Source organism: Shewanella canadensis (genome assembly GCF_003966225.1).
In the GTDB taxonomy this organism is placed as follows: Bacteria; Pseudomonadota; Gammaproteobacteria; order Enterobacterales; family Shewanellaceae; genus Shewanella; species Shewanella canadensis.
Genome location: NZ_RXNU01000003.1, coordinates 366,279 through 391,927, shown reverse-complemented (window position 1 = coordinate 391,927; position 25,649 = coordinate 366,279). Strand labels below are relative to the sequence as shown.

Here is a 25,649-nt window from a genome sequence, read left to right as displayed (position 1 = left end):
ACGTCCGCAGCCGCATCTGCACTGGGTTAATTTCTCTCTTCGATTGAGGTTCGATTGTTTTGGCCAACTTGGAAATGCCCCATTTCGAGTTAAAGTAATTGCTCGGTAGCAGATCGTGCTGCTGAAATCATAGTACTTTTCCTCATGACTGGCAGCTAAAGAGCTTTGCTTAAAAACTTCCAAAACGGTGCAGAAAGGGTATCTTTATATCCAAATGTTTAGAGTGCATGGTTATGCAAAGCTGCTTGAAGTCATATGTCAGAAATAGAAAAAATGAGTTAGAGAATTCACTCTAACTCATGCAGTTCAGGTAAAAAAAGTAACTTGCAGTCGATAGGAACGAACCTAATCGATCAAACTACTTAACAGACTTGACAGCTTCCAAAAGGATCTTGTTGAACTCATTAGGTTTCTCTAGCATTGGAAAGTGCCCAGACTCCTCAATGTAGTAAATGCTGTAATCTTTAATATGTTTCTTGTTTTCTGCCGAGTTAGTTGGCCATAATCGAGCGTTCACCAGTACAACTGGCACCTTGATACTCTCATATACACGATATGACTCACCACTGACATATTGGCCTAAATAATGGCGAAACTGGTTTATAGCAATAGCTCTAGGGGCTGACGCCATGTCTTCTCTAACCCAATAGAGCAATTCTGCGTCTACGTTTTTCGGTAATGAGTCTTTTACAAATACCGCAATTCCGCTTTGAAAATCGTCTTCAAAGGGCTTCGTCATTAGGTCAAGATCATCTTGTGAGAACTTTAATGCAACATTTTGTGAAGTATCAACACCAATAATGCCAATAACTTTGTTCGGCATTAACTTCGCAGCTTCTGCGATGACTCCACCACCCATAGAGTGTCCAACCAAGATGGCAGAATCTATACCTTCTTTCTCAATGACTGCTTTAATATCATTTGCGAAAGAGATCATGGTGTACTCTTCTCGATTGAATGACGAATTTCCATGACCAGCTAAATCAATAGTAATAACTTGATATTCTTCTGAAAAATAACCGATTTGATTTTTCCACAGCCTGCTATCCAGACTCCAACCGTGAATAAATATTAGTGATGTTTTGCCACTCCCGTTAACGCTATATGCGATTTTTTCAGCATCATTTGATATAGCAATACCAAATTTAGATGCTGGGTTATTCTTTAAAGCATTCGCGCCATTTAATGACATGCATACCAGAAATGTAACTGTCAGAATAAAACGCTTCATAATTTCTCTTTACTTCTTAGTTGTCAAAGAAAGCAGAGTGATAAGCAACTTCGCTCGTCGGAATATTGTTGGCTAGCGATATAGCTAGGAAATACTCTGATGGGACACCTGGAAGGGTAAGGTTTGGCTGTGACTCAAAGCCAAATCGGCCATAATATTTTGGTTCGCCGAGTAACACTACACCCTCAATACCTTGTGTTTTAAGTCGTGATAACCCTTCACGAATAAGTGCACCACCGATACCTTCACCTTGACGCTCAGGCGTCACTGATACTGGGCCTAAGCCATACCAAACAGACTCCTCACCATTAATAAGAATCGGTGAAAAGGCAATATGACCAATGATGCCAGTTTGATCTTCACAAACTAGAGATAGTGATAATACTTTTGCATCACGTAGTTTATTGACGATCAAGTGCTCTGTTGGTTTAGCACCTGGTTCATGGTGTGGATGGTTCTCAAACGCTCGATAAATAAGTGTTTCAATTTCTGTAATGTCTGAGTGATTTTCAGCTCTAATTTTCATGTTTTAACCTTTCTTTTTTAGCACAAATACTTGGTAACCATATTGACCTAAGTATTGCTCGTGTATCTGTAGTTCTTTGCGTAAGTCATTGAGTGAATTAGAAGTGAAATCTTCATCTTCGACCTGAGTGATCTTTTGATTCAATGGATCCAGATAGTTGCGCCACGACTGTTCACTCTGTGTAAAGCTCTCTATAACCTCATAGCCTGCTTTCATCATCTCTTTGATTCGTTGCTCGCTCGTCGCCATGTCTGGATAGTTTTGTTGCCAAAACTCTATGGCTTCGGCATCTGGGTTATCGGTTAACCAAACCAAGTCACTAATAACTAAGTAGCCATTAGCCTTAATAAATGGTTTCCAACCTTTGAGTGCCTGCTTGACTCCCATGATATAAGCACTGCCTTCTGACCAGAGCACATCAAATTGCCCCCGATCAAATGGCATCGCTGTCATGCTGGCACAAATCGTTGTTATTCGATGTTCAAGAGAATGGTCTTTAACCTTCTCTTTAAGGCAGCTTAGGCAGTACTCATCGTTATCGAGTGCCGTTAAATTGAAGGCTGAATTTTTTGCCAGCAAAGTGGTTGTGACTCCTTTTCCACAGCCAATCTCTAGCGCATCGCCCGACCTAATAGGTAAAGCGCGTAATGCTTTGAGAGAGTCACCTTCATCACCTGGCCCCAGCCGATCTAACCCTTGAAAAATAGCTTCAAAATCAGCCATGTATTGTTCATGTTCATTCATATCTTTCGAAAGCCACTTTAGCCTCAAGGCATTCTTTTCACTGAAGCCTTGTTTCATTAACCATTCTAGATGTGCTGACGGAGCTTCTTTTTCCATTGACTGGTGCCACTCCTTCATAGAGTTCATGCCAAGCATTGAGGAAAGAAGCTCTCTTGCTTTTTGTTTTTGGGCGATTTCTTCATCCAATACATTAAGCCTATGAAGTAGCAGCTCTCTGTCGATTTGAGCCTTTAAGCATGCTTGGCACTCTTTTAGGGTTAGTCCGCCAGCTTGTAGTTGCTGTAATAGTTTTACACGTTGAGCATCTTTGTCTGTATAGCAGCGATACCCATTGCTTTGCCGCTTGGCAGAAATCAGTTTGAGTTTTTCGTAATAGAGCAAAGTGGAACGGCTCAATCCGACTTTTTGTGCCAATTCAGAAATACGGTACATGGGGTTTCCTCTCATTTATGAGCGAACTATAAACTGTGAAGCTTTAGACAGGTCAATATTTATTTTGGCAGAAACTTGAAAATAATCGTGGTAGTAAGAATGGTTTCGAATCGTGGCCAGAATCACCATGCCTGCTTTAACTTGCATGAAATCGGCATTTATACGCACACACCTCGCTTGGAATTCTCTACTTTCGTTCAAGATGACTACCCCTTTTATCTTGCTTTATTATTTGCAATAACGGGGCGTACCATACATTCTGTCCACTAACGGCTTAGAGCGATATAAAGAAGCCTGTGATCACCAAGCGATATAAAGAAGCCGCCCCCCCTGAAGGGAATTGCGGCTTTGTTTAACTGAGAGTTGAGTTGGCGTGATTCCAGCTTAGACTAACCAGTCTCAGCCCTCTCTACTTTTTCAGATAGAGATTAACGGATCAGCAGTAGCGGAACCGCACTTTTAACCAGCACTTCGGTCGTATTGCTGCCGACAAAGAATTGTCTCAGTTTTGAGTGGCCGAAAGCCCCCATCACTATCATGTCCAGCTGTTGCTCTTGCTGATAATTAAGCAGCGCTTCATCGACACGCCCGGACAGAATATTCTCATTCACGCTAAGCCCGGCTTCTCGAAGTCGCATTCCCGCCTGATCGAAAGCCGTGCTCCTATTGCCAGTTTCATCCACCATCACCAAATGACACTCCAGTCCCGCAAGTAAAGGCGTATTCATTGCCTTTTCAATCAGCTTTTCACTGGTTGCACTGCCGTCAAAGGCAATCATGTAAGAGTTAGGCGTGATAAACGTATCGCTGACCACTAAGGTATGCGCTTTAATGGAGCGAATAACACTTTCGAGCTGTGATCCTATGGTATTACTGGTGCTATGATCTTCACCCGACTTACCAATCACTAATACCCTTAACTCACTTTCTAAGTCGATTAGACTCTCTTGCAGGCTACCATGGCGTTGCAATTTGCTGATCTCTTCGACACCTTTGGCGCAAGCCCACTTCCTAGCGTCTTCAAGCAATTGCTTACCATGCTTAAGGGCGACTCGGCTCCGAGTTTCATCGAGTTCCACCAGCTCATTGAGGAGTTCCTCTTGAGTCCCTAAGCCTATCTGTCCTGACAATTCACTCACCACAGGTCTGGTGGTTTTATCGAGTACATGCAGTAAGATAAGGGGTGCCTTAACCTTCTGTGCAACCCAGGCACTGGCTTCGCAGGTTGCCAGAGTCAATTTTGAGCCATCTATACAAGCGACGATATTCTTCATTTGTCTCATCCTATTAGTGTCCAGCCAGTAATTTTTCAACTTCTTCAGGTTTATCGTGCACTCCGAATTTGTCGACGATAGTGCTCGTAGCTTGATTCATTCCGATGAGGTTAACTTGCGTACCCTCTCGGCGGAATTTAATCACCACTTTATCCAATGCAGACACCGCGCTCACATCCCAAAAGTGGGCTGCCGACAGATCAATCGTTACCGTCTCTAACACCTCTTTGAAATCGAATGACTCGATAAATTTATCTGATGATGCGAAAAAGACTTGCCCGATAACTCGATATTCACGGCTATCACTCTCACTCTCACTCTCACTAACATCATCTCTGACCACCATCATACGACTAATCTTATTAGCAAAGAATAGTGAGGCAAGCAGCACACCAATAAACACACCAATGGCTAAATTATGCGTCACGACCACTATGACTACCGTGGCTAGCATAACAATGTTGGTCGACAGTGGGTGTTTTTTCAGATCGGTAATCGAACGCCATGAGAAGGTACCGATTGCCACCATTATCATGACCGCCACTAATGCCGCCATTGGGATCTGTTTTAACCAAGGCCCAAGAAATACCACCATAATCAACAGATATAAGCCCGCCGCTAAAGTGGATAAACGTCCACGTCCACCGGATTTAATATTGATCATCGATTGACCAATCATGGCACAACCCGCCATACCACCAAGAAAGCCAGTGAACATATTGGCGACACCTTGGCCCTTACACTCGCGATTTTTATCACTCTTGGTATCGGTCAGATCATCGACAATCGTCGCCGTCATCATTGACTCTAATAAGCCCACCACAGCAAGACCCATGGAATAAGGCAATACTATCAATAAAGTTTGTAGATTTAACGGCACATCGGGCCATAAGAAAATTGGCAAGGTATCAGGTAAATTTCCCATGTCGCCGACAGTACGCACGTCAATATTAAACCACATGGTAATAGCGGTTAACGCAATAATACAGATCAAAGGAGAGGGAATTAATTTGCCGATAATCGGCAGGTATGGAAAGAGATAAATAATACCAAGACCAGCCACTGTCATGGCATACACATGCCAGGTCACATTGGTCAGTTCCGGTAGCTGGGCCATAAAAATCAATATTGCCAGCGCATTAACAAACCCGGTTACCACAGAGCGCGACACAAAACGCATCAAGCTACCCAGTTTTAAATAACCCGCTAAAATCTGTAGCAGACCCGTTAACACGGTTGCAGCCAGCAAGTATTCTAAGCCATGCTCTTTAACCAGTGTGATCATCAGCAGCGCCATCGCACCGGTTGCCGCAGAGATCATGCCGCTGCGGCCGCCAGTAAAGGCGATGACTACCGAGATACTAAATGAGGCATATAACCCGACTTTCGGATCAACACCCGCAATAATCGAAAATGCGATAGCCTCGGGAATTAGCGCTAACGCGACTACGATACCCGCGAGCAAGTCGCCACGGATATTGGAAAACCAATCAGTTTTAAAGTTTTTTAACATTGAACTCTCAGTTTATGCACGGCAGTAGGCACCAGAAGTTAAGTCTGGAGTGTTGTTCGTGCTTCTTTGATAAAATTTTGGCGCGGAAAATAGTCGTAAAAAGACGACAAAGAATTAACAAGCGCAAAGAATAAGCATGGTGCTTAGGTAGCAATGAAAGCTATAGGGAGGGCGGAACGTTAGGGCGGCGTAATTAACACAGTGATCAATATCCTCTGAATGAAACGAAACTGCATTCTACGCCCAATATTTTGTAGATTGAATACCTGCGATCACTTTTTTTCACTATTTCACATTTTAGCTTTTTTTATTCAGGCGATTTGCACTGACAGAGGATACTACTGGGCTATGTGCCATACAGCCCATAGCCTAGCGATACCCAAACAACAGAACCATTTGATTTTTATGTTTAAATTGACGTTGAAATAAAAAGTTACGGCAAGTTAAATATTAATGACGTCGCTTGCCTATCAGATGCGTTCACAAAGGTAATGGCTTGCATATCGGTTATTTTAGCCCCGTCACCTGCAATTAACGGGTTATCTTCAATAGACAGTTGACCCGCAACATGGTGGACATAAATATTACGTCCTGCTTCAATTTGATAAACCTGTTCAGATTTAGGCGCTAGAATTAATTGCGATAGTGTCGCATCTTGCTTCAGTTCGAAGCCACCACCCTCCTTCCCCTTCTCTCCCCCCGTTTCGCCGCCCTTTTCTCCCCTATTCTCCCCATAAGGCGATGCAATGGTGGTGAGTCCTTCAGCCTGTCCAAAGTTTTTTTGTTGGTATCCGGGTGTACCACCTAAGGCATTAGGTTGGATCCAAATTTGTAAAAACTTCAGTGGCTCAGTCTGTGAAGCATTGTACTCGCTGTGAGTGATGCCGCTTCCGGCAGACATCAGCTGAAACTCACCCGCAGACAATACTTTAATGTTACCTTCACTGTCTTTATGGGCTATCGAACCCGATTGCACATAGCTGATGATCTCCATATCACGGTGACCGTGAGTAGAAAATCCCGCTCCCGGAGTGACCAAATCATCATTAATCACCCTCAGTGCTGAAAACCCCATATGCTGCGGATCGTAATAATCACCGAATGAAAATGTGTGCTGGCTGTTTAACCAGCCAATGTCGACTTCGCCTCGTTGATCAGCTGGACGTAATGAAATCATGATATAGCTCCCGTTATCCCGATAGATACCTTGCTGTGACTAAAACAGTTCGTAAAAAAGCTAGTAAAAAAGGCTCGTAAAAAAATGACTAAGACAGTTTGGTCATCAGAACCTTATCCAGAGCGACTCTACCTGAGCCTGAAAATGCTAACGATACGCTGGCAGCCAGCAGTGCTAAACCAAACTCATAACCATTGTTCGACATAAATAAGCCGTTAGACAGATGCACGCTGACAATGGCAACAATCATAGTAAAGGCTAAGACGACTGCGGAGGGGCGAGTCAATAAGCCCAGTAAAATGAACAGGCCACCGAAAAACTCTGCACTGCCCGCTAGAAAGGCCATTAATATGCCGGGTTCAATGCCGATTGAAGCCATCCACTGTCCGGTGTCCTCCAGTCCATATCCACCAAACCAACCAAAAAGCTTTTGGGCACCGTGGGCCATAAAGATGATCCCAACAGGCAGACGAAGTGCCAGTGAACTAAAACCTGCTGTCGAATGTGTTAGCTGCTTAAGTAGTGCTTTCATGTTTGTATCCTCAATAATTTTGTATCTTGTCTGTTTCTGTTAGTGAGCTTCCTCACCTGTTGATAAACAGTATATTGGGGCTTGACCGGATAAAAAATCGGAATAAACTGACATGTAACTTCAAAATATTTGAACTAAAATAAGAGATGGGGAGTTAAGGTGCATAATGCCATTACTATCGATGCTCTGCGGGCGTTAGATGCCATAGATCGCAAAGGCAGTTTTGCAGCGGCAGCGTCTTCGTTATACAAGGTGCCCTCGGCACTGACCTATACGATAAAAAAACTTGAAGACGATATCGGTACCGCGCTGTTTGACAGAAGTAAACAGCGGGCACATTTAACCCCTGCGGGTAAGTTAGTACTGGAACAGGGGCGAGAAATTCTACTGGCCACCAACCGATTAGTGGATTCGGTACAGCAATTAGAGTCAGGATGGGAGGCTGAAATTCGCCTTTCCAGAGATACCGTTATTTCACCAATGCCGCTGTTTAACTTGATTGGCCAGTTCAATCAACTTGAACATAGTGTCAATATCAGCTTAGACGTTGAAGCGGTAGGCGGCGGATGGGATGCACTACACAGCCGCCGGGCCGACATTGTTATCGGCGCTTCGGGTGAACTGCCGAGAGGATTGTTTCAAACCCATAAGATTGGCGAAGTCGCCTTTGTCTTTGCCATTGCGCCGCATCACCCTCTGGCATTTGTTGATGGTGTGCTCGATGCAGACTTACTAACCCATTATCCCGCCATCGTGGTAGCCGACACCTCACAAATATTACCCATTCGCGATAGTGGTGTGTTTAAGAGTAAACAGATGATCCGCGTCAATACCATGGAGGCAAAGCTCGCGGCTCAAGTCCAAGGTTTGGGCATCGGCTTTTTACCCCTGCATATGGCCAAACCCTACATAGACCGGGGTGAGTTAATTCAAAAGCCCTGCTCTATCCCCAGACAAAACCAAAGTTTGTATATCGCCTGGCATAAAGGCCAACAAGGCCGGGCGTTTGAGTGGTTTATCGAACATCTGCCAAAAATGGATTGGGGATTGTGAAACTATTCGACGTATCCCCTTCTGTTGTTCAATAATAAATGGGGGCGGGTTAAATTAAATTTTAGCCTTTCTCTGCCCCCTTTATTAATTTATCAACCTATCAATAATGGTTATTAGCATTAAGTCAGCGAAGTGCAGTAATGTTTAAAGTTACTACTGCTGAGTTGACTGATTCTCCGACAATCTAATATTACAGTTAACTTTAAGCTGTATAGGTAAGTAGACGCTATTCATATTGACTTTTGAACAGCACCCATACCAGGTTGCTAATTTCACAACCTATTGTTATCTTAATGGTATCGTTAACCTACCCTTTACAGCCACTTAAAATTTAATATCCAAACCAAAGCTGAAGGTGGTTTCTTCATCATTAATCGAGCCGTTTGGTGCAAACTCACCAAACACTTCAGTTCGTGTGTATTGTCCCTTAAAATATACCGTTGCAGGGGAATTCAAAATTGTACTGTTCATACCCTGAGTCCAGCAGAGATCATACATCTCCATCTCCACGCCGTCGAAAGAGTGGCCGCCGAACATTTCAATAAATGTAAAGTGAGTGTCGTTCCATGGGTGTAAAATGTATAAGTTTAAACTGGAAAGATGGCTGTTGTTTCCCCCGCCAAACTCCTTGGGGACATCGCTGCGTAGCGAATTTTTTTCATCTACGGCCAGATAACTGTAATTAATACTCGGAAAGAACAATGTGTTACCATTGTCAGCGGTAATCGGTAGCATATATCCAACAGTATTCAGTACAGATTCATTCTTGGTGGAAATAATATCGGCATAGATCCCCCCAAAACGGTCATCAAAATTTACAAATCTAAATCGACCGTCATTCGATTCGGTCTCGAACTCTAACAAAAAAATCACTTCGTTTTCATTTTCCCCATACCAGTTTTTGGCACCGTTACCAAAGGCCAGTTTCAACTCACCATGGTGGTCTACTTCGACACCGATTTTTCCTGAAGCATTTCTCGGGTCTTTTGTGTGGCGTTCCTGTGCTACAGCGCCACCGGAAATAAATATTGTTCCAATCAAAGTAATCAATAAAGCATTCTTCATTTTATTTTCCAATTCATTATCATCATAAGGAAATATCAATAACCAAACCAAACGGCTTGTATTTATATACTCAATTAATTCAAGGTTCAGTTCTGACAAATGAGTGATGCATTTTTGAATTAGCCGCCAGTACGGAGAGAGACGCCAATCTCTACATCAAAACTATTTATACAAGAATCACAAGTAATATTTGTTATCAAACTCGCAGCCGTCACTTATGACATTTAACATGATATTTAAATGTATTATTAATGCTTAAAATCCGTTAGGAGGTGCCGTATTAGGTTGTTTTTACTACACGAATGACTTCAGGATTTAGCTTATGACTTTAATTGAAAGTGCTCTTTTGATATGTTAGCCGGTATGGCCAAATTTAATTTTAGCCATACCAGGAACATACCTTAATTATATTAAGTCTTGATTTTCAGGATGCAAGACGGAATAAGCCTCCCGCAATCTCGCTTCCACTACTGGAATCGTCAGCTTACATTTATCAATGAAACACACATCCTGGGTTTCGATATCGGCGATTTGATCGGCCAAAAATTGGTCCCCGATGGTCTCACTAAGCCATTGTTCAAGCAGCGAAAAGTTTACCGAGGGTAATGACTGCCGAGTCCCCTGAATAAAGTAATGAAACTCGGCAAGACTGAAGATATTGCAAGAAAATATCCCCCGCGGCCTGCGTAAAATTGCCGCCGTCAGCTCTTCATCCAGCGTCAGTTTACGGGTAATTTTCCTGGCAAATTCTGGGGTCATAGTCATACCTCCTCATTACCTAATTTACCCGCTTGCTCTAATCTATCGGCAACATCTTTCATGTTCATGCCTTCAAGCAGTGAACGCGTTGGCCAGCCAGTGGCAGTATCCCAGCCTTCGGCACGGTAATAGTGGCTCTTCCACTCCTCCACGCCTTCGCGGCTATGTTGGCGTCCCATCATCTCACGGTAATCCCACTGACCGGCTCCATTCGTGGCTGGCCATAGGTAGGTGGGGAGCTTGTTGTGGGTCATCTTGTGATCATAGATATAATCGGCAAACTTGGCATCATCACGGTGACGCCCCTGCAGCGCCCAAATCGCATTATCTAGATTAAAGATCCGCCGACCACGCTCGATACCATCAACATAGCTGATACCTTCGCCGGTTACCGCATTCCACCAGACATGCTCTCCTACCTCATCATTCCCGGTTGCACCGCGTAGATCCTCACGATGTGTATTCACACAGTCAGGCCAGCGGAAGTCACACATCAAGGCAGAATTTTTCCAGAAGCGGCCATAATGATTTATCCATTGAACCTGACGAGCCAACACTTCCGAGTACATATTATGGCTGGCGTAATCCATGGCACTGACTTCATCGGCTTGTACGTATGGCGCCATTTTTTCAACAAACCGGCTTGCCAATACTTCGGCGGGAATAGGGAAATCAATACCTTCCAGCTTGGCAAGGTTAACGGTCCAATAGATCCAGTTTAAACCATGGTCGTTCATGTCCCGATCGGTCATTAACGTGGCATAGCCCCACTCCAGTTCTGCACGGGGATCATATCCGTGCTCCGGCATGCCATAGTACGGGTAGTGCAGTGTGCCATTATCGACATCGGCACTGTGCCCTAACTGTTGAATTCCAGGCACAATTCCGTTAATAAAATACGCGCCGATATCGGTCCCCGTCGCAATAGCTTGACAGAACTGATCGGCAAATTCCCTGGTACCGAGGCGCTCATAGGGTAGTTCGCTATGGATCTCTTTGCCTGAACCCAGTTCCCCTTTGGCATGCATTTTTTGCAGCCATGGGATGAGCCCCATAATGGGATAGGTGTTGATCCCCAGTTTATTGGCCAGATCACCGGCATAAAGGCTATCTTCGGTTAACTCGACACCCGTTTTGGCCAGACTGAGCTTCGCATTCCCACCAAATTTATAGGAACGGACCGCCCCCAGGTACCAGACGGAGGTTTGGCAAGTCACTTCATTGCCATAACCGATGGCATTACGTTGTTTACAGCCATTGACGCATCCATGGCATGAAGACACACGATGCCCTGTTGGCATGGTAGAGAAAGTGATGGCTTCGGGTTTCCCCCCCAAGCTGGGGAAGGCAAACTCAGCCGATTTATCAATATCCGCAGCATAAAAATCACGGGTTTTAAAGCGAGCCTTTATCAAGGCCTCGGGATCGGCAATGTCTACGGCCCCCGTGCCGATGAAGCTGATTGCCTTTAGGTTTTTTGAGCCAAATACCGCACCGTTTCCGCCCTGACCTGCCGCATTGCCCGCGCCATGAATCAAACAGCCTAATGCCGATTGGTTTTCACCAGCTGGTCCTATGGTTAACACCGAGGCCTTTTGAGTGGTGCGGCCAAAGCTATTGCCGTCTAATTGGCCATTCCAGCCGGAGGCCACCTCGACACTGGCAACATCCTCCTGAATAATTTGCTGGGTTTCATGGGTATCTTTGCCCCATAAATGGCTGGCATCCCGGATCATCACATGGTCATTGCGCACATCAATATAAACAGGATAAGGCGCCTTACCTGTGACGGTTACCGCATCCCATCCTGCATGCTTCATCATAGAGGAAAAATGACCGCCAAAGTTGGAACGGGTAAACCGGTTACGGGGGATCAAACCCACCGACATGTTGGTCACTTCACAACGGCCACCGGCAGAGGGGACATTCGTCCCAGAGAAGGGTGAACCCGCGATAGTGATGACGTTACGCGGGTCGCGGCCATCGGTCACGACTTCGATATCTTCAGACAGATCCCAAAACAACTTGGCCCCAAATCCGTGGCCACCGCCCCATTCATAATAATCCTGTGTCGGCAAAACATGATGTGTCAGATTATTTAAATCAATATGCAGGATTTTGCCTGCAAAACCTTTTAATTTAGTCATGAAATTTCTCAGTCTTCTATTGTTTTACCGGTCTTGGCCCAGTTTTCATTTCGCAGGTTCACTACATAGCTCTTGGGGGTGCTTTGATCTGGCAGCTCGGTAATAAAACCGATAGCGCCAACAGGACAGACTTTTTTACACGCCTGGACACCTCCAATTCCACCTTGTTCCTCCATGAATGGGGTATTGAGGCATAAATCGCATTTCTGTGCGCTGCGGGTGATCGGGTTCCATTGCACCCGCTTCGGGGTTTGGGGACAGGCTTCGATGCACTGCATACAGCCAATACACTTAACCGGGTCAATGTCGCGCACAAAGCCAAAGTCTTCACTGGCCTTATTCGCATTTACCGGACAAGCCGCGACGCAGGGGGCATCGTCACATTGGAGACAGGTACTCATCTCTATATCTTGTGGAAACGACTTGAACACGTCCTGAGTGATCTGAATGCGTGATAAGGACACCGAAGCTTTGCCGTGATGAGCTAATGAACAAGTTGTCATACAGGTGCCACAACCCATGCATTTTTTTAGATCGACCACCAGCGCCCCACCAGAGGTTTTTATATAGATTTTTTCGTCGCGCAAGGCATAGGCAGTACCGCTTAAGCCAATCAACATTCCCGCACCGCCTATCGCGGCCAGGAAATGACGCCGGCCGGTATCCATTTCGAAGCTGTTCTTGTTCGTGGTCATTGTTGCGACTCCTGATGACGCTGCTTTTCTTCTAATTCCCGGAACCAAATTGCATGCTCTTTTTGGGCATAATCACGGCTCACATAACCGGTAAACATGCCTGTTAATGTATTCCAGGCCCAGGGGGCTATTCCGCCCAGAAACGCATGCACGGGGATCAGCAGCAAGAGTGCCAATGCTGCCCAGCCGTGGCTCAGGTTGATCAGCTCCGCAATGTCCGGATTGAGGTCCGCACTGCGGGCCAGTAACTTCCCGAAACCGGATAGGATAACCACAGATGACGAGGCAATAATCACTAACCCGGCGAGGCGTCCTGAATGGTGATATTTCGGGGCTTCTACATGAATTTGGGTCATACCCAGCATATGGGTGTAATGCAGCACAGACTTCTTCAACTCCACCCAAACCGATTCGTCCGGTAGGTGTGTGCCAAGGCGCCGGGGCTCTACCAATTGATTGGTGGCCCACAGACCGCAACCAAAGACGAAAAATAAAACCCCGACAAAATGCAGGTTAAACATAATCGCCGTGGCAGTTGCATCGACCACAAAACGTGGAATAAACAGAAAGCCCAGAGCAATCCCCGTAGCCAGCAACAACAGGCAACCAAAGGCAGTAGTCCAATGGGTTAATCGAGCGATACCATCATGACGCAGGACCCGGTCACCTTCGATGCGATCGCCCGGGCGCCGCAACTTTGATGCGGTCAACAGGGTAACGGCAAAAACAAATATGGGCAGATACGGCAAGCTATCAAAGAGCAACACGGTTTCCCGGCCCTGCTCGCCATGATAGGACGATACTGCGACACTGATGGCACAAAGCAAAAGGGCCACCCCCGTGCCGAGTAACCACCCCAACAGATTGTTCGGTTGTTTTGTCATAAAGACTCCAATATTGGCTAGTTAGGAATATCGGCTCATCGGCGGTCAAACTCTGCCGAATGGACTGATATATAAAGTATTCCTGAAATAACTAATCAAATTTGGAATATCCTAAGCGCAAAATTGACTCAGGCACGACAGTCTTTAACTTAGTTGTTGCACTTTCCTCGCCTTTAATTTACTTTCAGCTAACGTTTATTTTCATGGTTTGACGAGTTGCGAAGCAACGACAGAAAGCGTAAAGCTCTTTGCTTTGAATAAACGCATAGATATGACGCTCACTGCCTTGCTATCGTCAGATAAAGACAATCATCGTGTGGAAACTAACAACCTATTTAACAATGGTTTACACCTAAGATACTGGCTGTACACCAGCTAACTGAAACCCAACCGGAAAACTCAAAATAGTCTCTAAATATAATAATAAAGCACTATGCCAAAGGTGAACTTACCAAGGGTGAGTAGTAGTAATCAAAGAGGACATTATGCAATGAAAGACACGAGCCGTGCCGACCATACGATGTTAGCCAGAGCGCAACATTGTGGAACCCCAACCTCACGTACTGAATATTATCGGCAATTCACCGATGACAGTGGTACCTAAGCAACGGGGCGAAAGAAAATGACTCAACCTTTAGATCTGAATCTTCTCCGGTATTTACTCATTATTGACAAGTATAAAACTGCAAGCACTATCATCAATCATTTGGGAATAAGCCGCTCAACACTGAACCGGGGACTGGCACAGCTGCGCAGTCACTTCGATAATGAGCTGTTTATTCTGAGCAATGGCCAGTATCACTCGACTGCATTAGCGAAAGACTTAATGAGTAGAGTTTTTCCTTTATTGTCCGGCATTGAGGATTGTCTGTGTAAAACCAGTGACAGTCCCTTGGGAAAATTGAAAGGTACCCTGAGCATCTTTGCCCCCACTTATTTAAGTGAGCCCGTGACCGTTGGACTTATGGCTGGATTACAAGAGCAGGACTGTCAACTGGAGTTGAAGAGTCATGTATGGCCTATTGATAATATGCCAAACCTGGACTCAGGCGACTTTGCAATAGGTATTAATAGCTTTCCCTTTGACTGCTCGGGTAACATCATTCAGCGCCGCTTAGGCTCGGTAACTATTGGGGTGTACCTGCGCCCAGACAACCCTCTGGCCAAATTTGACAGCATAGATATCGGCCAACTGGAGAAGGTTCAGGTAGCCCTGCTCGATCCCGGGGCGAACGTTCAAAACCAAGAAAATACTGTGATTGAACGGCATGGAGTAACACTGAAATCCGCCATTACCGTTCCCTCAATGCATGCAGCCCTGAGCTGTGCCGAACGGTTCAATTATCTGGTATTTGCTTCTAATGCTTATCCCGAATATCGACGTAGAGGATTAACTTGGCGGCCAGTCACTAACGATGGTCATCCGATAGAATACGAATATGGCTTTATATATCACCGCACCTGGTATCAGCACCCGGCCATGAATTCGCTGGAAAAGATTCTTCGTTCCAGCTTCCAGCAAGTAATTTCACTCAATGAAAGCTCAACAACAGGGTCAGGGTCAAAGGTACAGGTCAAAGGGATCGGAGCTAATTAAGTTTGATTGAACACTTCAAGAAGATTTTCTTATTCTAGATAATCTTCTTAGCGCTTCTGTCCTAAGTAGGTTTTGTCCTGAAACGAGTTTGAGAGCACTTGTAAACCCAAATCGAAGAAACAAATAACTCAGGTGCGAGTGAGTTCGAGGACTTCGGTTTCATGGATGAAACCGTAGAGCGTATAGGGATATTCACAGCGTACCGAGAAATTACTTGCACTAAAGCACGCTGCAAGCGATAAACAAAATTGAAGGAACAAGCTTCAAACACATATGCCTATACCCAATCAGCCCAAAGAACCAATAAAAGATACTTCAAGCTTGTTATCCGACAAGCAAACAAGCTTTTGTCCATGAGCGTGTTACGGATCTCATGTAACACGTTCACACCTCCTTTCGTGTGACCACTCTTGTATATTCCTGAAGCACCGTTGTGGATTTGTCATACAATAACTAATGAGTAAAGTTCTGTAGAACCGCTGACGATGAAACAGACAGATATCCTCCCTCTGTTGTATCTAATAGGTTTTGAGCGTGCATTGGAACCTTATCTATCAGTGAACTTATGCAATCGTATTTATTTGAGCGCGTTTATAAGGAATAACTCACTAAACTATGCGCATTTTTCACTTGTGACCTAATATAATATTGTGCATTTCAGATATTTAGAGTTGTACAGGTTTGGACAATAGGGTTAGAAAACGGCATGCGCACTATAGTAAAGCGTTAGGCCTACCGTAAACTCAAATTACAAGAGAACATTGTCATGCAAATCCAGGTCAATACAGATAAGAACATCTCCGGACGAGAAGCACTTGCTCAAAGTATCGAAGATGTTTTGAGATCCGATCTAAGCCGTTTCAGTGATCATATAACGCGCATTGAAGTACATTTAAGTGACGAGGACAGCTCGGCCAAGTCCGGAATGACGGACAAGCGCTGTTTACTGGAGGTTAGGCTTGCCGGGGAACACCCAATTGCAATCAGCGAACAGGCGGAAACGATTGAGGAAGCGGTTGCAGATGCGTCCCAACAAATGGTTAATTTGCTAGAGACAGAGTTGGTTAAGCATGGCAAGTGGTAACAGCGAGCCCTTTGGTGACCCATGCTTAAGCCTAACAAGCAACGGCACAAAGAGTGTTATCCCCTCTCATACTTTTTCTTATCCGAAAGCTTAGTTTACTGATAAAGAATAATTCAGACTGTATGCCTCTGGCGAGCTGACCGATATTGCCTACAATATAGGTGACTCGAATTGTCTAATTTTAAATTTGGATAGGTTATTAATTATAAACTTACCGGGAGAGATATAATGAGCAGTTGGATTTTGGTAGCCGATAGCGCGCATGCACGTCTATTTAACGCAGAAACAACAAAATCTGCATTAAGTGAAATTGAAGACATGATCCATCCCGAGGCACAGCAGCACGAACAGAAGCTAACCTCCGATCTGCCAGGAAGTCAGGCAGGTGGTGCAACTGATAGCCACCACTCTGTTGGTGGGAAAACCGCTCCCAAAGAGTATGAGGCGGTCAAATTTGCCAGAGAGCTCTGTAAATACCTAGAGGCGGCACATTATTCGCAGAAATTCAGTCAACTGATTGTTGTTGCCGCACCGACGTTCCTTGGGCACTTGCGCAAGGAGATGAGCAGTAACGTCGCTAAGGTTATTACGTTGGAGATCGACAAAGATATCGTTGAGCAGGACGTTAACTCGATTAGAGGACACCTGCCCACTATTCTGCCCCACCTGACCACATAAGTCGGCTAACCCATGTTTTTATTAATGCATATACAGCGGAGCCAAAAAATTTAATCGGGTAGCCGGAGGTATCAATAAAAAGCAGGTGGCTAGGGGGGACTGAAGGTGCTCTATATATTTGCAGCGGAAACTTTGCTCTTTACTCATGTTATTTTTGTTGGATTCGTTATATTCGGTCTGCTTCTGATCTTAACCGGAAAGCTATTTTCGTGGTCCTGGGTTAGAAATCCATGGTTTCGTGTGGCCCACATCACGAGTCTTGCGGTTGTCGTGTTCCAGTCATGGTTTGGCGTGATTTGCCCGCTCACAAGTTGGGAAATGGCGCTCCGTTCTAAGGCTGGCGATGCTGTGTATGCAGGTTCATTTGTATCTCATTGGCTAACCGAAGTTTTATATTATCAGGCTCCTGAGTGGGTGTTTATCGTTTGCTACACCACATTTGGATTACTTGTTTTGGCTTGTTGGTTTTGGGTACGTCCGCGTTCGTTTACTACGCGCGGAAATCATGTACCACCTAACTAGGCTTTATTCAGAGTTGAACAAGCCCAAGCCACTTATTTATAGTAAATTACATGTTCGATTACATGTTCGATTACATGTTCGATTTCGTTGTAGGAACGGCCTTTACCCTGTTTTCAAGGCAAGCGTTGCTATGAAGTGGTTAAGAGTACAATCTAAAAAGAGAAATCCGGTAGAATACCTGCACAAAGTGTCAAATGTTAAAGGGACGAAAAGTGATGAAGTCTAATGTTTGGGCCAAGGCTGGTATCGTGATCATATATGGCTCATCTATAGACGCCTCCCCTCATCGCCACCATGCTATTCAGCTAATCTGGCCCAGAGATGGTAATTGTTGCAAACTAGATGACAAGCAGATATCAACACCGATATTAATCGGTTCTAACGTAGAGCATCAATTACAAATGGATGAAGGTTGGATCTTGTTGGTCGAACCCAGTAGTGAGTTAGGCGTCGCACTATCTCAAAAATTAGCAGGTCAGCCTTCAAGGGGATTCAGCTCATCTTTATCGGCTTTTAAACACTCTGATAAACAATCGGAACAAACAGATGACTTAACTGTACTACTTTCCCCGCTATTCAAAGAGTTAGAGCTTTCAAATCAATTCCCTCTCAAAAATGAAACCCAAGTAGTGGATAGTCGAATTAAGAAGCTATTGCTTGAACTACACCAATGCCTGGATGGTCAGTGTATCAAACCTAACAATTGGCGGGCGTCTGAGGTTGCTCAATCACTCGCTCTATCGGAGAGTCGTTTTCTCCACTTATTCAGTGAAGAGCTGGGCATCCCTTGGCGACCATATCTGCTGTGGTGTCGAATGATATGTGCCGTAAGGGCGATATTAAATGGAGACTCAGCGACAGATGCCGCTCATTTAGCAGGGTTCTCAGACAGCGCACATTTAAGCCGCACGTTTAGAAAGACTTTTGGAATGACTATTCGCCAGGCAAACGCTATTTTTCGACAAGGTTAGCCAGTTTATTCAAGTTTTGAATTAGCGCCTTGGTTACTCTGTTCACATATTCAATGTGAGGAGTTACCTATGAACGAGTTATCAAAAGATTATCTGCAAGCAACGTCGATGCTGGATTTCAATCACCCCCACATACAAGATCTGGTTGCTCAAAGAAAATGGAAGAACTTGTCTCAATATGACGCTATTGGTGCCATTTATCATTATGTACGAGATGAGATACGTTTTGGCTATAACAAGGATGATCGTTTAGCCGCCAGCCTAGTATTAAAAGATGGTTACGGGCAATGTAATACCAAGGGAACATTATTAATGGCACTGCTTCGCGCCGTAGGTGTATCTACCCGTTTCCATGGCTTTACTATCTATAATGATTTACAGCGAGGGGCGATCCCGGACTACCTTTTTATGGTTGCACCCGCACGTATTATTCATAGCTGGGTGGAAGTTTATCAAGATGGACGCTGGATTAACTTAGAGGGGTACATCTTGGATAAAGATTACTTGAAGCAAGTTCAAACTCGTTTTGCCAACCAAAGTGAATCTTTTTCAGGGTACGGTATTTCGACCAAATGCTTATCTAATCCCGATATCGATTGGAATGGGCAAGATACCTATATACAGAGCGAAGGTATTGCCGATGACTTTGGTGTATTCACTCAGCCAGATGAGTTCTATTCAAGACATGGCAGTAATTTGTCTGGTATAAAAAAAGTGATGTTTCGCTATGTACTACGTTACTTAATGAATTTTAATGTTAATAAAATTCGCACAAGCGGAATCGCTAATACAAAGGCAATTTAAACAATCTCGTATGTTTAACTGTCCATCTACGGCTTAGAGTGAGCATTCTAAGCCGAATCAGCCCCTATTCCTGTTACAACCATTGCTCACTCACATCCTGTTCATATCGATTCCGACTTAATTTTCTCATGAGAGTTCATGTTCAGTTGCTCTGGGAACCCCCAAAAAAGCAAGCCAAACTCAACCGCACACTACTACTATCTAACACAATGTATTGACAAGGGTAGAATGAACGCTCTACCCTATTGGTAGAGCAAGTATTCTTCCCATAGGTCGATTATGCTTAGAGAACAAATAGCCGCTAGTCTTGAAGAGGCGTTCAGTAAATATGGTTTCGCCGAGCCGAGCGTTGCTCAGCTAAAGACAGCGTGTAACGTAAGCCTGCGAACTCTATACAAATACTATCCATCCAAAGAAGCGATGATAGTCGGTGCGCTGGAGTATCGTCATCAAAGATACCTCACCTTTCTGCTTAACGAGTCGCCATCCAATGGTGTTGAGTCTGTTTTGCATATTTTTAATAAACTTGAACAATGGATGAAGGAATATGCGCCGCACGGTTGTCTGTCTATGAACGCTATTGCAGCCTTTCCCGACAATCCACTTATCAGTAAGGCAGTTAAAGAACATAAAGAACAAGTTCGCCAGTTCTTAGGCCTGCAAAGCCAGAGAGAAGATCTTTCTACGGCTCTGTTTTTACTGCATGAAGGTGTATCGAGCGCATGGCCCTTACTGGGTAAAGAGGCGGTAACATCAGCTCAAAAGGCGATATTACAACTTTTAGAGGAAGATTTATGATGACAACTATTCCAAAGACCATGATGGGCATTCAGCTTATCGGTCATGGTGGCCCGGAAATGCTCCAATACCGTGATGATATTCCAGTCCCAACGCCAACTCCAAATGAAGTGCTGATCCGCGTCTCGGCCGCTGGAGTGAACAATACCGACATCAATACCAGAATAGCCTGGTACTCGAAAAACGATGGCAGTAGCTCTGATGCAAGCTGGTCTGGTAACACCCTAGTTTTCCCTCGCATTCAAGGAGCAGATGTCTGTGGCACTATCGTTGCCGTAGGTGATAACGTCAGTACAAAACGTATCGGGGAACGAGTTCTGATCGAGCCTTGCCTTAGCGAATCCAACAGCCAGCCACTTAACTCACCTTGGTACTATGGCTCTGAATGTGATGGAGGATTTGCACAATACACGGTGGTCGCTGCCAAGCATGCCTATGCGGTGAATAGCCCTCTGTCTGACATCGAACTGGCTTCATTTCCTTGCTCTTATTCAACAGCAGAGAATATGCTTACCCGAGCGAACGTCACGTCACTTGACAAAGTGTTGATATCTGGTGCCTCTGGCGGTGTTGGCTCGGCAGCCATTCAGCTTGCCAAAGCTCGCGGAGCGCATGTTATCGCCATTACCAGCCCAAGTAAAAACCGACAGCTGCTGGAACTGGGAGCTGACCAAGTAATATCGCGAGATGCTGACTTAGTCGAAGCGCTAGGTGAAAACAGTATTGATGTAGTTATCGATCTAGTCACAGGAAAACAGTGGCCTCAGTTTTTACGACTGTTAAGACCTGGCGGCCGATACGCTGTGTCTGGTGCGATTGGCGGAGCCTTGGTTGAGTTGGATGTCAGAACACTTTATCTGAAAGATTTAAGCTTTTTCGGCTGCACTGTGCTTGAGCCTGAAGTATTCCAAAACTTAGTTAACTGCATCGAGCAACATAAAATTACCCCAATCGTTGCGCAAACTTTCCCACTGAAAGAGATAAATAAGGCTCAAGATATTTTCTTGAAAAAGAAACATGTAGGTAAAATGGTCCTAAAGGTATCAGAGCAATAACGAGGAGTTAACGAAAGCAAGCTTCAGCGTCCCGGTAAATGATGACGACCTCTGATGAATTACAATACCAGAGCTTAGCCGCCATCCATATAAGCAATTAAATTTGCTGATACTTGTTGACGAGTCCATTTGTGATTTGGCAAATACTCTGCATCAATGCTTGTCTGACGGGCGTTGGACATTTGGACTTAAACGACCACAGACTTAACGGGAAACATACCGGTTGGTTCAACTCTTTGACGTCTAACTTTACCAGCGTTCCCGTTTTCAATTCATCATGAACCAGGCTTTTTGGCAATAAGGTCCAGCCTTCATTAATTTCCAGCAAGGCTTTTAACACACTCATGTTTTCTATTCGTTGGTAATGGGCGACAATACCACCTCAGATTGCATATCCGAGGTGATGCAATCCTCCGGTACCAACTGTCTGATTTCCTTTAACCGGGTAATATCCACCTTCCCTGTTTCTATAGCAGCCTCAATAGCTGGCTCAATCGCTGTCGCGAGTTCGTGGTTGGCATAACGTTATAAATAGTCTGTAATACAACGCTGACCCACTTATTATATTTGCAGATTGAGAACCTCCAGCCTTAGTGTAAATTCATCTGCTGCCAAACATCGGTAACACTGAGCGGGCTAAAATCCGCTTGACTAAACGCTGACTGGCACAGTAGATACAAGGCTTTGTTGAACGGTGCATCAACTTGGTGTTTTTCGGCTAACGCCAGCATATGACCATTAATATCGGCAAGTTCATTATCGCTACGGCCATTTTGTATGATGTCTTGTGCCATGCTGCTAACCACCATCTTCTTGATATTTTTTTCAAATACTTTTCGTGTTAAAAATTGGGGTAAATTTGCGCTGGCACTGATGATAAACCAACTGGGAATGTCGCCCACTTTGCATTCGTTATGCCCGGATGCTTTTGCTATTTTTACTCCCTCATAGGTTAACTGACTGAGTATTTTTTGAAATAAAGACTGATTGTCAATTTCTCTATAACCGAGTCCTACTAAGGTGGTAAATGAGTTGGTTAGATTGATGACCATTTTTGATAAGGCGGCATCTTGAAAATGTTCACTGGCAAGCGCCTCAACTCCTTGATTAAATAACGCAGTAATCAAATCAATGTTGTTTTGCTGACAATTGTCAGGCCGGCCAAAAATAAAAGGTCCTTTGCTTTGATAACCAACCACTGCGGGAGAATCCAGCCAGGCATTGAAGCTAATTATGCCGTATACAATGTTAGAAAAGTATAGTGGCAGTATTTTTTGATTTACTACACCATTTTGCAAACCAACCACCAATACCTGTTGAGCAAACTCTTCACCACAGGCGCTAATTATGGCTTGAGATAAACCCGCCAAACTATAATTTTTGACACAGAGTAAAATAATATCGGGCTTGGGACAGTCCTGAAAACTGTCGACGGTTTTAACGACCGTTTGTGCTTTGACCTCTTTTTGATGTTGTAGATAAGAGGAGACACCACTTTGCCTGATAGTTGCTAACGTTTCTCCTTGATCAAGCACATAAAAGTGCTCATATTTTGGTGCTAGCCACGCCGCAATGCTTGCTCCGACCGCTCCGGCTCCAACTAATAATATGGTTTGATCTGCTAATGCTTTAACCATTCTTATGCTCCTTTTTGTTCACTGTTAAAGATAAAAGGTGCTTGATAATGCTCGTTAGGAAGATCAAAACAAGCATTCATATGATGGGTATGACGAAACTGAAACGGCTGGGGTTCAATTTCAAGTTTGCGTAACATCGCAGCATATGGCCCGGTGCCCAAAGTTAATACGCCGGGATCTTTTCCACCTTTTTTCCATAGCCGATCCATATATTTATTAACGGTAAAAGAGGCTTTAAATTGCGTTGGACTTTGTAGCAACTGATTATTTAATTTGGAGTATAAATTAGAACTGACATCAAAATTTGTTGCCTTACCTGTGGTGGGTACTTTCAAAGAAAAGTATTCGTTACCCTGCTCATCATTTACCGTGGTTTTGGCAATATCGCCTTTAACATTAATTTCAATGGTATCGACGACTTTAGGTAAACCCCAAATGCTGTTACCGCGAATGCGGTTTTCTAAAGAGGTGACTGGCATATGAAAAACGTAATAGCCAAACTTACTAAAACCATCCATTACCATGGGTAATACCGGTATGTTTATTGTTGGATCTATCATCACCGGAATGGTCATCGCTACTTCGTTGTATGGGGCAACGCCTAATACATTACGGTACTCGTAACAAGAAAATGTGACTAAAGCGCGGCCTTTTGGCATGGCGACGGGTTTCATTTTAGGGTGAGGTAACATTGCCTGTGCTTGTTTATAGTCACATAAAAATACCCCGATGCTACAACTGGCATCACCATAAAATGTTGGGAATTGGTAGTCTTTACTGATTTCGTCTGTCAGCTTAAGTGGTTGTTTATTGCTACGCAGGGTAAATTGTTTAAAAAAAGGGTCGGCAAACTGTATTTCATTGTTAAGCAAACCGGGTTTGATATTAGTATTAGGTTTCATAAGTTCTATTCAGTGCTCAAACGGATACTTGTATATTGGCAAAAGAAATTTAAGTGATACATAGTAAATATGACCTAATAACCTCTATTATCTATCAGCCAGAGGGCGTCATTTACACAACAATTATGATTATCAATGGGGCTAACTTAAGAAAATGATGGGCAACAGGAAAGTTGAAAGTTCAGCTAATATAGATGAATTCATTAGTCACCTTTATCGTTCTGCAGCGCGTATTGCGCCAAATCAATATCGTGTTTGGGCGCTTGAGCAATTATCGCAGGTGATTGATTTTGACGCCGCATTTTGGGGGACGGGTAACCAGGCAAGTATACATTTCCATTATGCCGACCATCTTGGTTTAGATGAACACTATGCTCAGCGCTTAACTGAGACCATTGAAATCAACCCCATTAAAGAGCAGGTTATCAAAAACTTAAGCAAGCCGATCGATATGTCGGATGTAATTAGTGATGAGATGTTTTACCAATCAAGTTTATATACACGATTGTTTCAGCCTTATGGTATTGAACGTATTTTGGCTACCGGTCATTTAGATAAAAATGGTTTATATTCCCTATTAAGTTTGTACCGCTTTGACCGCGAGCAGGTGTTCACTCAAGCCGAGCAAGAATTACAACAGCATCTTACTTTTCATTTAGTCTCAGCGGCTTCACATGCTTTTTTCCTTCATTTGCATGCCGACTTACCGCAATCACCATCACAACAAGCAGCCTCGGCGATTTGTGATCGCCTGGGCTGTTTCCATGAAGTTCAACCGCGTTTTGTTAGCTTGCTCAATGAATACTTCCCTGAAAGAGCGGCGACGATTTTACCTTTTGATATGCCTCAACTTTCACCTGACAGTGATCCTGTAACACTGGAAATAAATAAACTGGCAATATCTTTTAAACCCTTGGGTGATTTAGTAGTCGTCAATTTACGACCATTAGGTCCGCTTGATCTCCTCAGTAGCCGGGAGCAGCAAATTGTTGAGCAGATATGCAAGGGATTGTCGTTTAAAGAAGTGGCTAAACTCTTAAGTTTGGCACCTTCAACTGTGTCGAATCACCTCTATCGTGTTTACGATAAATTAGCGATCACCAGTCGTACTGAGCTAGCGCAATTGGTTGATAACAAGTAAGCAGATTAATGGATTATTTTTATGACATTCCCAGCCAATATACATTCGAATTACCACGCTCATCTGTATTTCGATGAGACCTCAATGGATCGCGCGATTGAACTGAGATGCATGATCTATACTCAACTTGGTTTGTACGTCGGTAACTTGCATACAAAGTTAGTCGGACCGCATCCTAAATGGAGTTTCGAGATCGCATTTACCAGTGAGGAGTTCGATATGTTCCTGCCTTGGATCGACAAGCATCGTAATGGTTTATCGGTGCTGTTACATCCGGTGACGGGTGATGACCTCAAGGACCATACCGAGTATGCGAGTTGGCTCGGTCAGGCGTTGACGCTGAAATTATCGATATTCACCTCAGAGTAAAAGCACATCAAGATTACTAGCCTTCGATTATGAAGAAAGTTACTAAGAAAAAAGTTGAT

The 25,649-nt window shown here is 44.2% G+C and carries 26 protein-coding genes; 11 read left to right on the top strand and 15 right to left on the bottom strand.

The window, feature by feature from the left end:
• Nucleotides 1-358: 358 nt before the first annotated feature.
• From EKG38_RS07885 to EKG38_RS07855, 7 genes are all read right to left on the bottom strand, one after another.
• Complete coding sequence (locus EKG38_RS07885) at nt 359-1,231, bottom strand: alpha/beta fold hydrolase (protein WP_126519723.1); 873 nt, start codon at nt 1,229-1,231, stop codon at nt 359-361.
• A 16-nt stretch (nt 1,232-1,247) separates the two neighbouring features.
• Nucleotides 1,248-1,757 carry a GNAT family N-acetyltransferase gene (locus EKG38_RS07880; protein WP_126519722.1) on the bottom strand — a complete coding sequence of 170 codons (510 nt, stop codon included), beginning with the start codon at nt 1,755-1,757 and terminating at the stop codon, nt 1,248-1,250.
• A gap of 3 nt (nt 1,758-1,760) precedes the next feature.
• Nucleotides 1,761-2,933 carry a MerR family transcriptional regulator gene (locus EKG38_RS07875; protein ID WP_126519721.1) on the bottom strand — a complete coding sequence of 391 codons (1,173 nt, stop codon included), beginning with the start codon at nt 2,931-2,933 and terminating at the stop codon, nt 1,761-1,763.
• 428 nt (nt 2,934-3,361) lie between these two features.
• Complete coding sequence (locus tag EKG38_RS07870) at nt 3,362-4,207, bottom strand: universal stress protein (RefSeq protein ID WP_126519720.1); 846 nt, start codon at nt 4,205-4,207, stop codon at nt 3,362-3,364.
• A gap of 13 nt (nt 4,208-4,220) precedes the next feature.
• Nucleotides 4,221-5,720 carry a SulP family inorganic anion transporter gene (locus EKG38_RS07865; RefSeq protein WP_126519719.1) on the bottom strand — a complete coding sequence of 500 codons (1,500 nt, stop codon included), beginning with the start codon at nt 5,718-5,720 and terminating at the stop codon, nt 4,221-4,223.
• Nucleotides 5,721-6,153: 433 nt separating this feature from the next.
• Nucleotides 6,154-6,897, bottom strand: a complete 744-nt coding sequence (locus tag EKG38_RS07860; RefSeq protein ID WP_126519718.1) for a pirin family protein — start codon at nt 6,895-6,897, stop codon at nt 6,154-6,156.
• An 88-nt stretch (nt 6,898-6,985) separates the two neighbouring features.
• Nucleotides 6,986-7,429, bottom strand: a complete 444-nt coding sequence (locus EKG38_RS07855; protein WP_126519717.1) for a DoxX family protein — start codon at nt 7,427-7,429, stop codon at nt 6,986-6,988.
• A gap of 159 nt (nt 7,430-7,588) precedes the next feature.
• On the opposite strand from EKG38_RS07855, the gene EKG38_RS07850 reads away from it, so the two are divergent.
• On the top strand, nt 7,589-8,482 hold the full coding sequence (locus EKG38_RS07850; RefSeq protein WP_126519716.1) for a LysR family transcriptional regulator: 894 nt from the start codon (nt 7,589-7,591) through the stop codon (nt 8,480-8,482).
• Nucleotides 8,483-8,806: 324 nt separating this feature from the next.
• On the opposite strand, the gene EKG38_RS07845 is transcribed toward EKG38_RS07850, so the two are convergent.
• From EKG38_RS07845 to EKG38_RS07825, 5 genes are all read right to left on the bottom strand, one after another.
• Entirely contained in the window at nt 8,807-9,646 is an 840-nt protein-coding gene (locus EKG38_RS07845; RefSeq protein ID WP_246033114.1) for a hypothetical protein, read from the bottom strand.
• A gap of 306 nt (nt 9,647-9,952) precedes the next feature.
• On the bottom strand, nt 9,953-10,306 hold the full coding sequence (locus tag EKG38_RS07840; RefSeq protein WP_126519715.1) for a hypothetical protein: 354 nt from the start codon (nt 10,304-10,306) through the stop codon (nt 9,953-9,955).
• A gap of 2 nt (nt 10,307-10,308) precedes the next feature.
• Nucleotides 10,309-12,453: an aldehyde ferredoxin oxidoreductase N-terminal domain-containing protein gene (locus EKG38_RS07835; protein ID WP_126519714.1), complete on the bottom strand. Its 2,145-nt coding sequence runs from the start codon at nt 12,451-12,453 to the stop codon at nt 10,309-10,311.
• Between the two features lie 8 nt (nt 12,454-12,461).
• Nucleotides 12,462-13,148 carry a 4Fe-4S dicluster domain-containing protein gene (locus tag EKG38_RS07830; RefSeq protein ID WP_126519713.1) on the bottom strand — a complete coding sequence of 229 codons (687 nt, stop codon included), beginning with the start codon at nt 13,146-13,148 and terminating at the stop codon, nt 12,462-12,464.
• Nucleotides 13,145-14,032, bottom strand: coding sequence for a cytochrome b/b6 domain-containing protein (locus EKG38_RS07825; RefSeq protein ID WP_126519712.1), 888 nt, complete (start codon nt 14,030-14,032; stop codon nt 13,145-13,147). The genes EKG38_RS07830 and EKG38_RS07825 overlap by 4 nt, the downstream gene beginning before the upstream one ends.
• A 622-nt stretch (nt 14,033-14,654) precedes the next feature.
• Between EKG38_RS07825 and EKG38_RS07820 the strand changes: the two genes are divergently transcribed.
• The 8 genes from EKG38_RS07820 to EKG38_RS07785 all read left to right on the top strand — a co-directional run bounded on the left by EKG38_RS07820 (nt 14,655) and on the right by EKG38_RS07785 (nt 21,541).
• Nucleotides 14,655-15,629 carry a substrate-binding domain-containing protein gene (locus EKG38_RS07820; RefSeq protein WP_126519711.1) on the top strand — a complete coding sequence of 325 codons (975 nt, stop codon included), beginning with the start codon at nt 14,655-14,657 and terminating at the stop codon, nt 15,627-15,629.
• 766 nt (nt 15,630-16,395) lie between these two features.
• Nucleotides 16,396-16,713 carry an HPF/RaiA family ribosome-associated protein gene (locus tag EKG38_RS07815; protein ID WP_126519710.1) on the top strand — a complete coding sequence of 106 codons (318 nt, stop codon included), beginning with the start codon at nt 16,396-16,398 and terminating at the stop codon, nt 16,711-16,713.
• A gap of 228 nt (nt 16,714-16,941) precedes the next feature.
• The gene (locus EKG38_RS07810) at nt 16,942-17,391 is read left to right on the top strand and encodes a host attachment protein (protein ID WP_126519709.1); all 450 of its coding nucleotides are present in this window, start codon (nt 16,942-16,944) and stop codon (nt 17,389-17,391) included.
• A 105-nt stretch (nt 17,392-17,496) separates the two neighbouring features.
• Entirely contained in the window at nt 17,497-17,913 is a 417-nt protein-coding gene (locus tag EKG38_RS07805; RefSeq protein ID WP_126519708.1) for a DUF2784 domain-containing protein, read from the top strand.
• Nucleotides 17,914-18,128: 215 nt separating this feature from the next.
• Nucleotides 18,129-18,884, top strand: coding sequence for a helix-turn-helix transcriptional regulator (locus EKG38_RS07800; RefSeq protein WP_126519843.1), 756 nt, complete (start codon nt 18,129-18,131; stop codon nt 18,882-18,884).
• 69 nt (nt 18,885-18,953) lie between these two features.
• Complete coding sequence (locus tag EKG38_RS07795) at nt 18,954-19,688, top strand: transglutaminase-like domain-containing protein (RefSeq protein ID WP_126519707.1); 735 nt, start codon at nt 18,954-18,956, stop codon at nt 19,686-19,688.
• Between the two features lie 279 nt (nt 19,689-19,967).
• Nucleotides 19,968-20,486 carry a TetR/AcrR family transcriptional regulator gene (locus EKG38_RS07790; protein WP_126519706.1) on the top strand — a complete coding sequence of 173 codons (519 nt, stop codon included), beginning with the start codon at nt 19,968-19,970 and terminating at the stop codon, nt 20,484-20,486.
• On the top strand, nt 20,486-21,541 hold the full coding sequence (locus tag EKG38_RS07785; RefSeq protein ID WP_221767751.1) for an alcohol dehydrogenase family protein: 1,056 nt from the start codon (nt 20,486-20,488) through the stop codon (nt 21,539-21,541). Before EKG38_RS07790 ends, EKG38_RS07785 begins: the two co-directional genes overlap by 1 nt.
• Nucleotides 21,542-21,638: 97 nt before the next feature.
• Here EKG38_RS07785 and EKG38_RS07780 read toward each other — a convergent pair whose 3' ends face one another.
• From EKG38_RS07780 to EKG38_RS07770, 3 genes are all read right to left on the bottom strand, one after another.
• Complete coding sequence (locus tag EKG38_RS07780; RefSeq protein WP_126519704.1) at nt 21,639-21,887, bottom strand: type 2 periplasmic-binding domain-containing protein; 249 nt, start codon at nt 21,885-21,887, stop codon at nt 21,639-21,641.
• Between the two features lie 244 nt (nt 21,888-22,131).
• Entirely contained in the window at nt 22,132-23,178 is a 1,047-nt protein-coding gene (locus EKG38_RS07775) for a ketopantoate reductase family protein (RefSeq protein WP_126519703.1), read from the bottom strand.
• Between the two features lie 2 nt (nt 23,179-23,180).
• A complete protein-coding gene (locus tag EKG38_RS07770; RefSeq protein WP_126519702.1) occupies nt 23,181-24,080 on the bottom strand; it encodes an acetoacetate decarboxylase family protein in 900 nt (299 codons plus the stop codon).
• A 154-nt stretch (nt 24,081-24,234) separates the two neighbouring features.
• Here EKG38_RS07770 and EKG38_RS07765 point away from each other — a divergent pair, with 154 nt between their 5' ends.
• Both EKG38_RS07765 and EKG38_RS07760 read left to right on the top strand, forming a co-directional pair.
• Entirely contained in the window at nt 24,235-25,221 is a 987-nt protein-coding gene (locus tag EKG38_RS07765) for a helix-turn-helix transcriptional regulator (RefSeq protein WP_246033113.1), read from the top strand.
• A gap of 21 nt (nt 25,222-25,242) precedes the next feature.
• The gene (locus EKG38_RS07760) at nt 25,243-25,590 is read left to right on the top strand and encodes a DOPA 4,5-dioxygenase family protein (protein ID WP_126519701.1); all 348 of its coding nucleotides are present in this window, start codon (nt 25,243-25,245) and stop codon (nt 25,588-25,590) included.
• Nucleotides 25,591-25,649 lie beyond the last annotated feature (59 nt).

What these genes read in the sequence shown, in the direction of transcription:
- EKG38_RS07885 (WP_126519723.1), bottom strand. Translation starts at nt 1,231, where the DNA reads ATGAAGCGTTTTATTCTGACAGTTACATTTCTGGTATGCATGTCATTA.
- EKG38_RS07880 (WP_126519722.1), bottom strand. Translation starts at nt 1,757, where the DNA reads ATGAAAATTAGAGCTGAAAATCACTCAGACATTACAGAAATTGAAACA.
- EKG38_RS07875 (WP_126519721.1), bottom strand. Translation starts at nt 2,933, where the DNA reads ATGTACCGTATTTCTGAATTGGCACAAAAAGTCGGATTGAGCCGTTCC.
- EKG38_RS07870 (WP_126519720.1), bottom strand. Translation starts at nt 4,207, where the DNA reads ATGAAGAATATCGTCGCTTGTATAGATGGCTCAAAATTGACTCTGGCA.
- EKG38_RS07865 (WP_126519719.1), bottom strand. Translation starts at nt 5,720, where the DNA reads ATGTTAAAAAACTTTAAAACTGATTGGTTTTCCAATATCCGTGGCGAC.
- EKG38_RS07860 (WP_126519718.1), bottom strand. Translation starts at nt 6,897, where the DNA reads ATGATTTCATTACGTCCAGCTGATCAACGAGGCGAAGTCGACATTGGC.
- EKG38_RS07855 (WP_126519717.1), bottom strand. Translation starts at nt 7,429, where the DNA reads ATGAAAGCACTACTTAAGCAGCTAACACATTCGACAGCAGGTTTTAGT.
- EKG38_RS07840 (WP_126519715.1), bottom strand. Translation starts at nt 10,306, where the DNA reads ATGACCCCAGAATTTGCCAGGAAAATTACCCGTAAACTGACGCTGGAT.
- EKG38_RS07835 (WP_126519714.1), bottom strand. Translation starts at nt 12,453, where the DNA reads ATGACTAAATTAAAAGGTTTTGCAGGCAAAATCCTGCATATTGATTTA.
- EKG38_RS07830 (WP_126519713.1), bottom strand. Translation starts at nt 13,148, where the DNA reads ATGACCACGAACAAGAACAGCTTCGAAATGGATACCGGCCGGCGTCAT.
- EKG38_RS07825 (WP_126519712.1), bottom strand. Translation starts at nt 14,032, where the DNA reads ATGACAAAACAACCGAACAATCTGTTGGGGTGGTTACTCGGCACGGGG.
- EKG38_RS07820 (WP_126519711.1), top strand. Translation starts at nt 14,655, where the DNA reads ATGACTCAACCTTTAGATCTGAATCTTCTCCGGTATTTACTCATTATT.
- EKG38_RS07815 (WP_126519710.1), top strand. Translation starts at nt 16,396, where the DNA reads ATGCAAATCCAGGTCAATACAGATAAGAACATCTCCGGACGAGAAGCA.
- EKG38_RS07810 (WP_126519709.1), top strand. Translation starts at nt 16,942, where the DNA reads ATGAGCAGTTGGATTTTGGTAGCCGATAGCGCGCATGCACGTCTATTT.
- EKG38_RS07800 (WP_126519843.1), top strand. Translation starts at nt 18,129, where the DNA reads ATGAAGTCTAATGTTTGGGCCAAGGCTGGTATCGTGATCATATATGGC.
- EKG38_RS07795 (WP_126519707.1), top strand. Translation starts at nt 18,954, where the DNA reads ATGAACGAGTTATCAAAAGATTATCTGCAAGCAACGTCGATGCTGGAT.
- EKG38_RS07790 (WP_126519706.1), top strand. Translation starts at nt 19,968, where the DNA reads ATGCTTAGAGAACAAATAGCCGCTAGTCTTGAAGAGGCGTTCAGTAAA.
- EKG38_RS07785 (WP_221767751.1), top strand. Translation starts at nt 20,486, where the DNA reads ATGACAACTATTCCAAAGACCATGATGGGCATTCAGCTTATCGGTCAT.
- EKG38_RS07780 (WP_126519704.1), bottom strand. Translation starts at nt 21,887, where the DNA reads ATGAGTGTGTTAAAAGCCTTGCTGGAAATTAATGAAGGCTGGACCTTA.
- EKG38_RS07775 (WP_126519703.1), bottom strand. Translation starts at nt 23,178, where the DNA reads ATGGTTAAAGCATTAGCAGATCAAACCATATTATTAGTTGGAGCCGGA.
- EKG38_RS07770 (WP_126519702.1), bottom strand. Translation starts at nt 24,080, where the DNA reads ATGAAACCTAATACTAATATCAAACCCGGTTTGCTTAACAATGAAATA.
- EKG38_RS07765 (WP_246033113.1), top strand. Translation starts at nt 24,235, where the DNA reads ATGATGGGCAACAGGAAAGTTGAAAGTTCAGCTAATATAGATGAATTC.
- EKG38_RS07760 (WP_126519701.1), top strand. Translation starts at nt 25,243, where the DNA reads ATGACATTCCCAGCCAATATACATTCGAATTACCACGCTCATCTGTAT.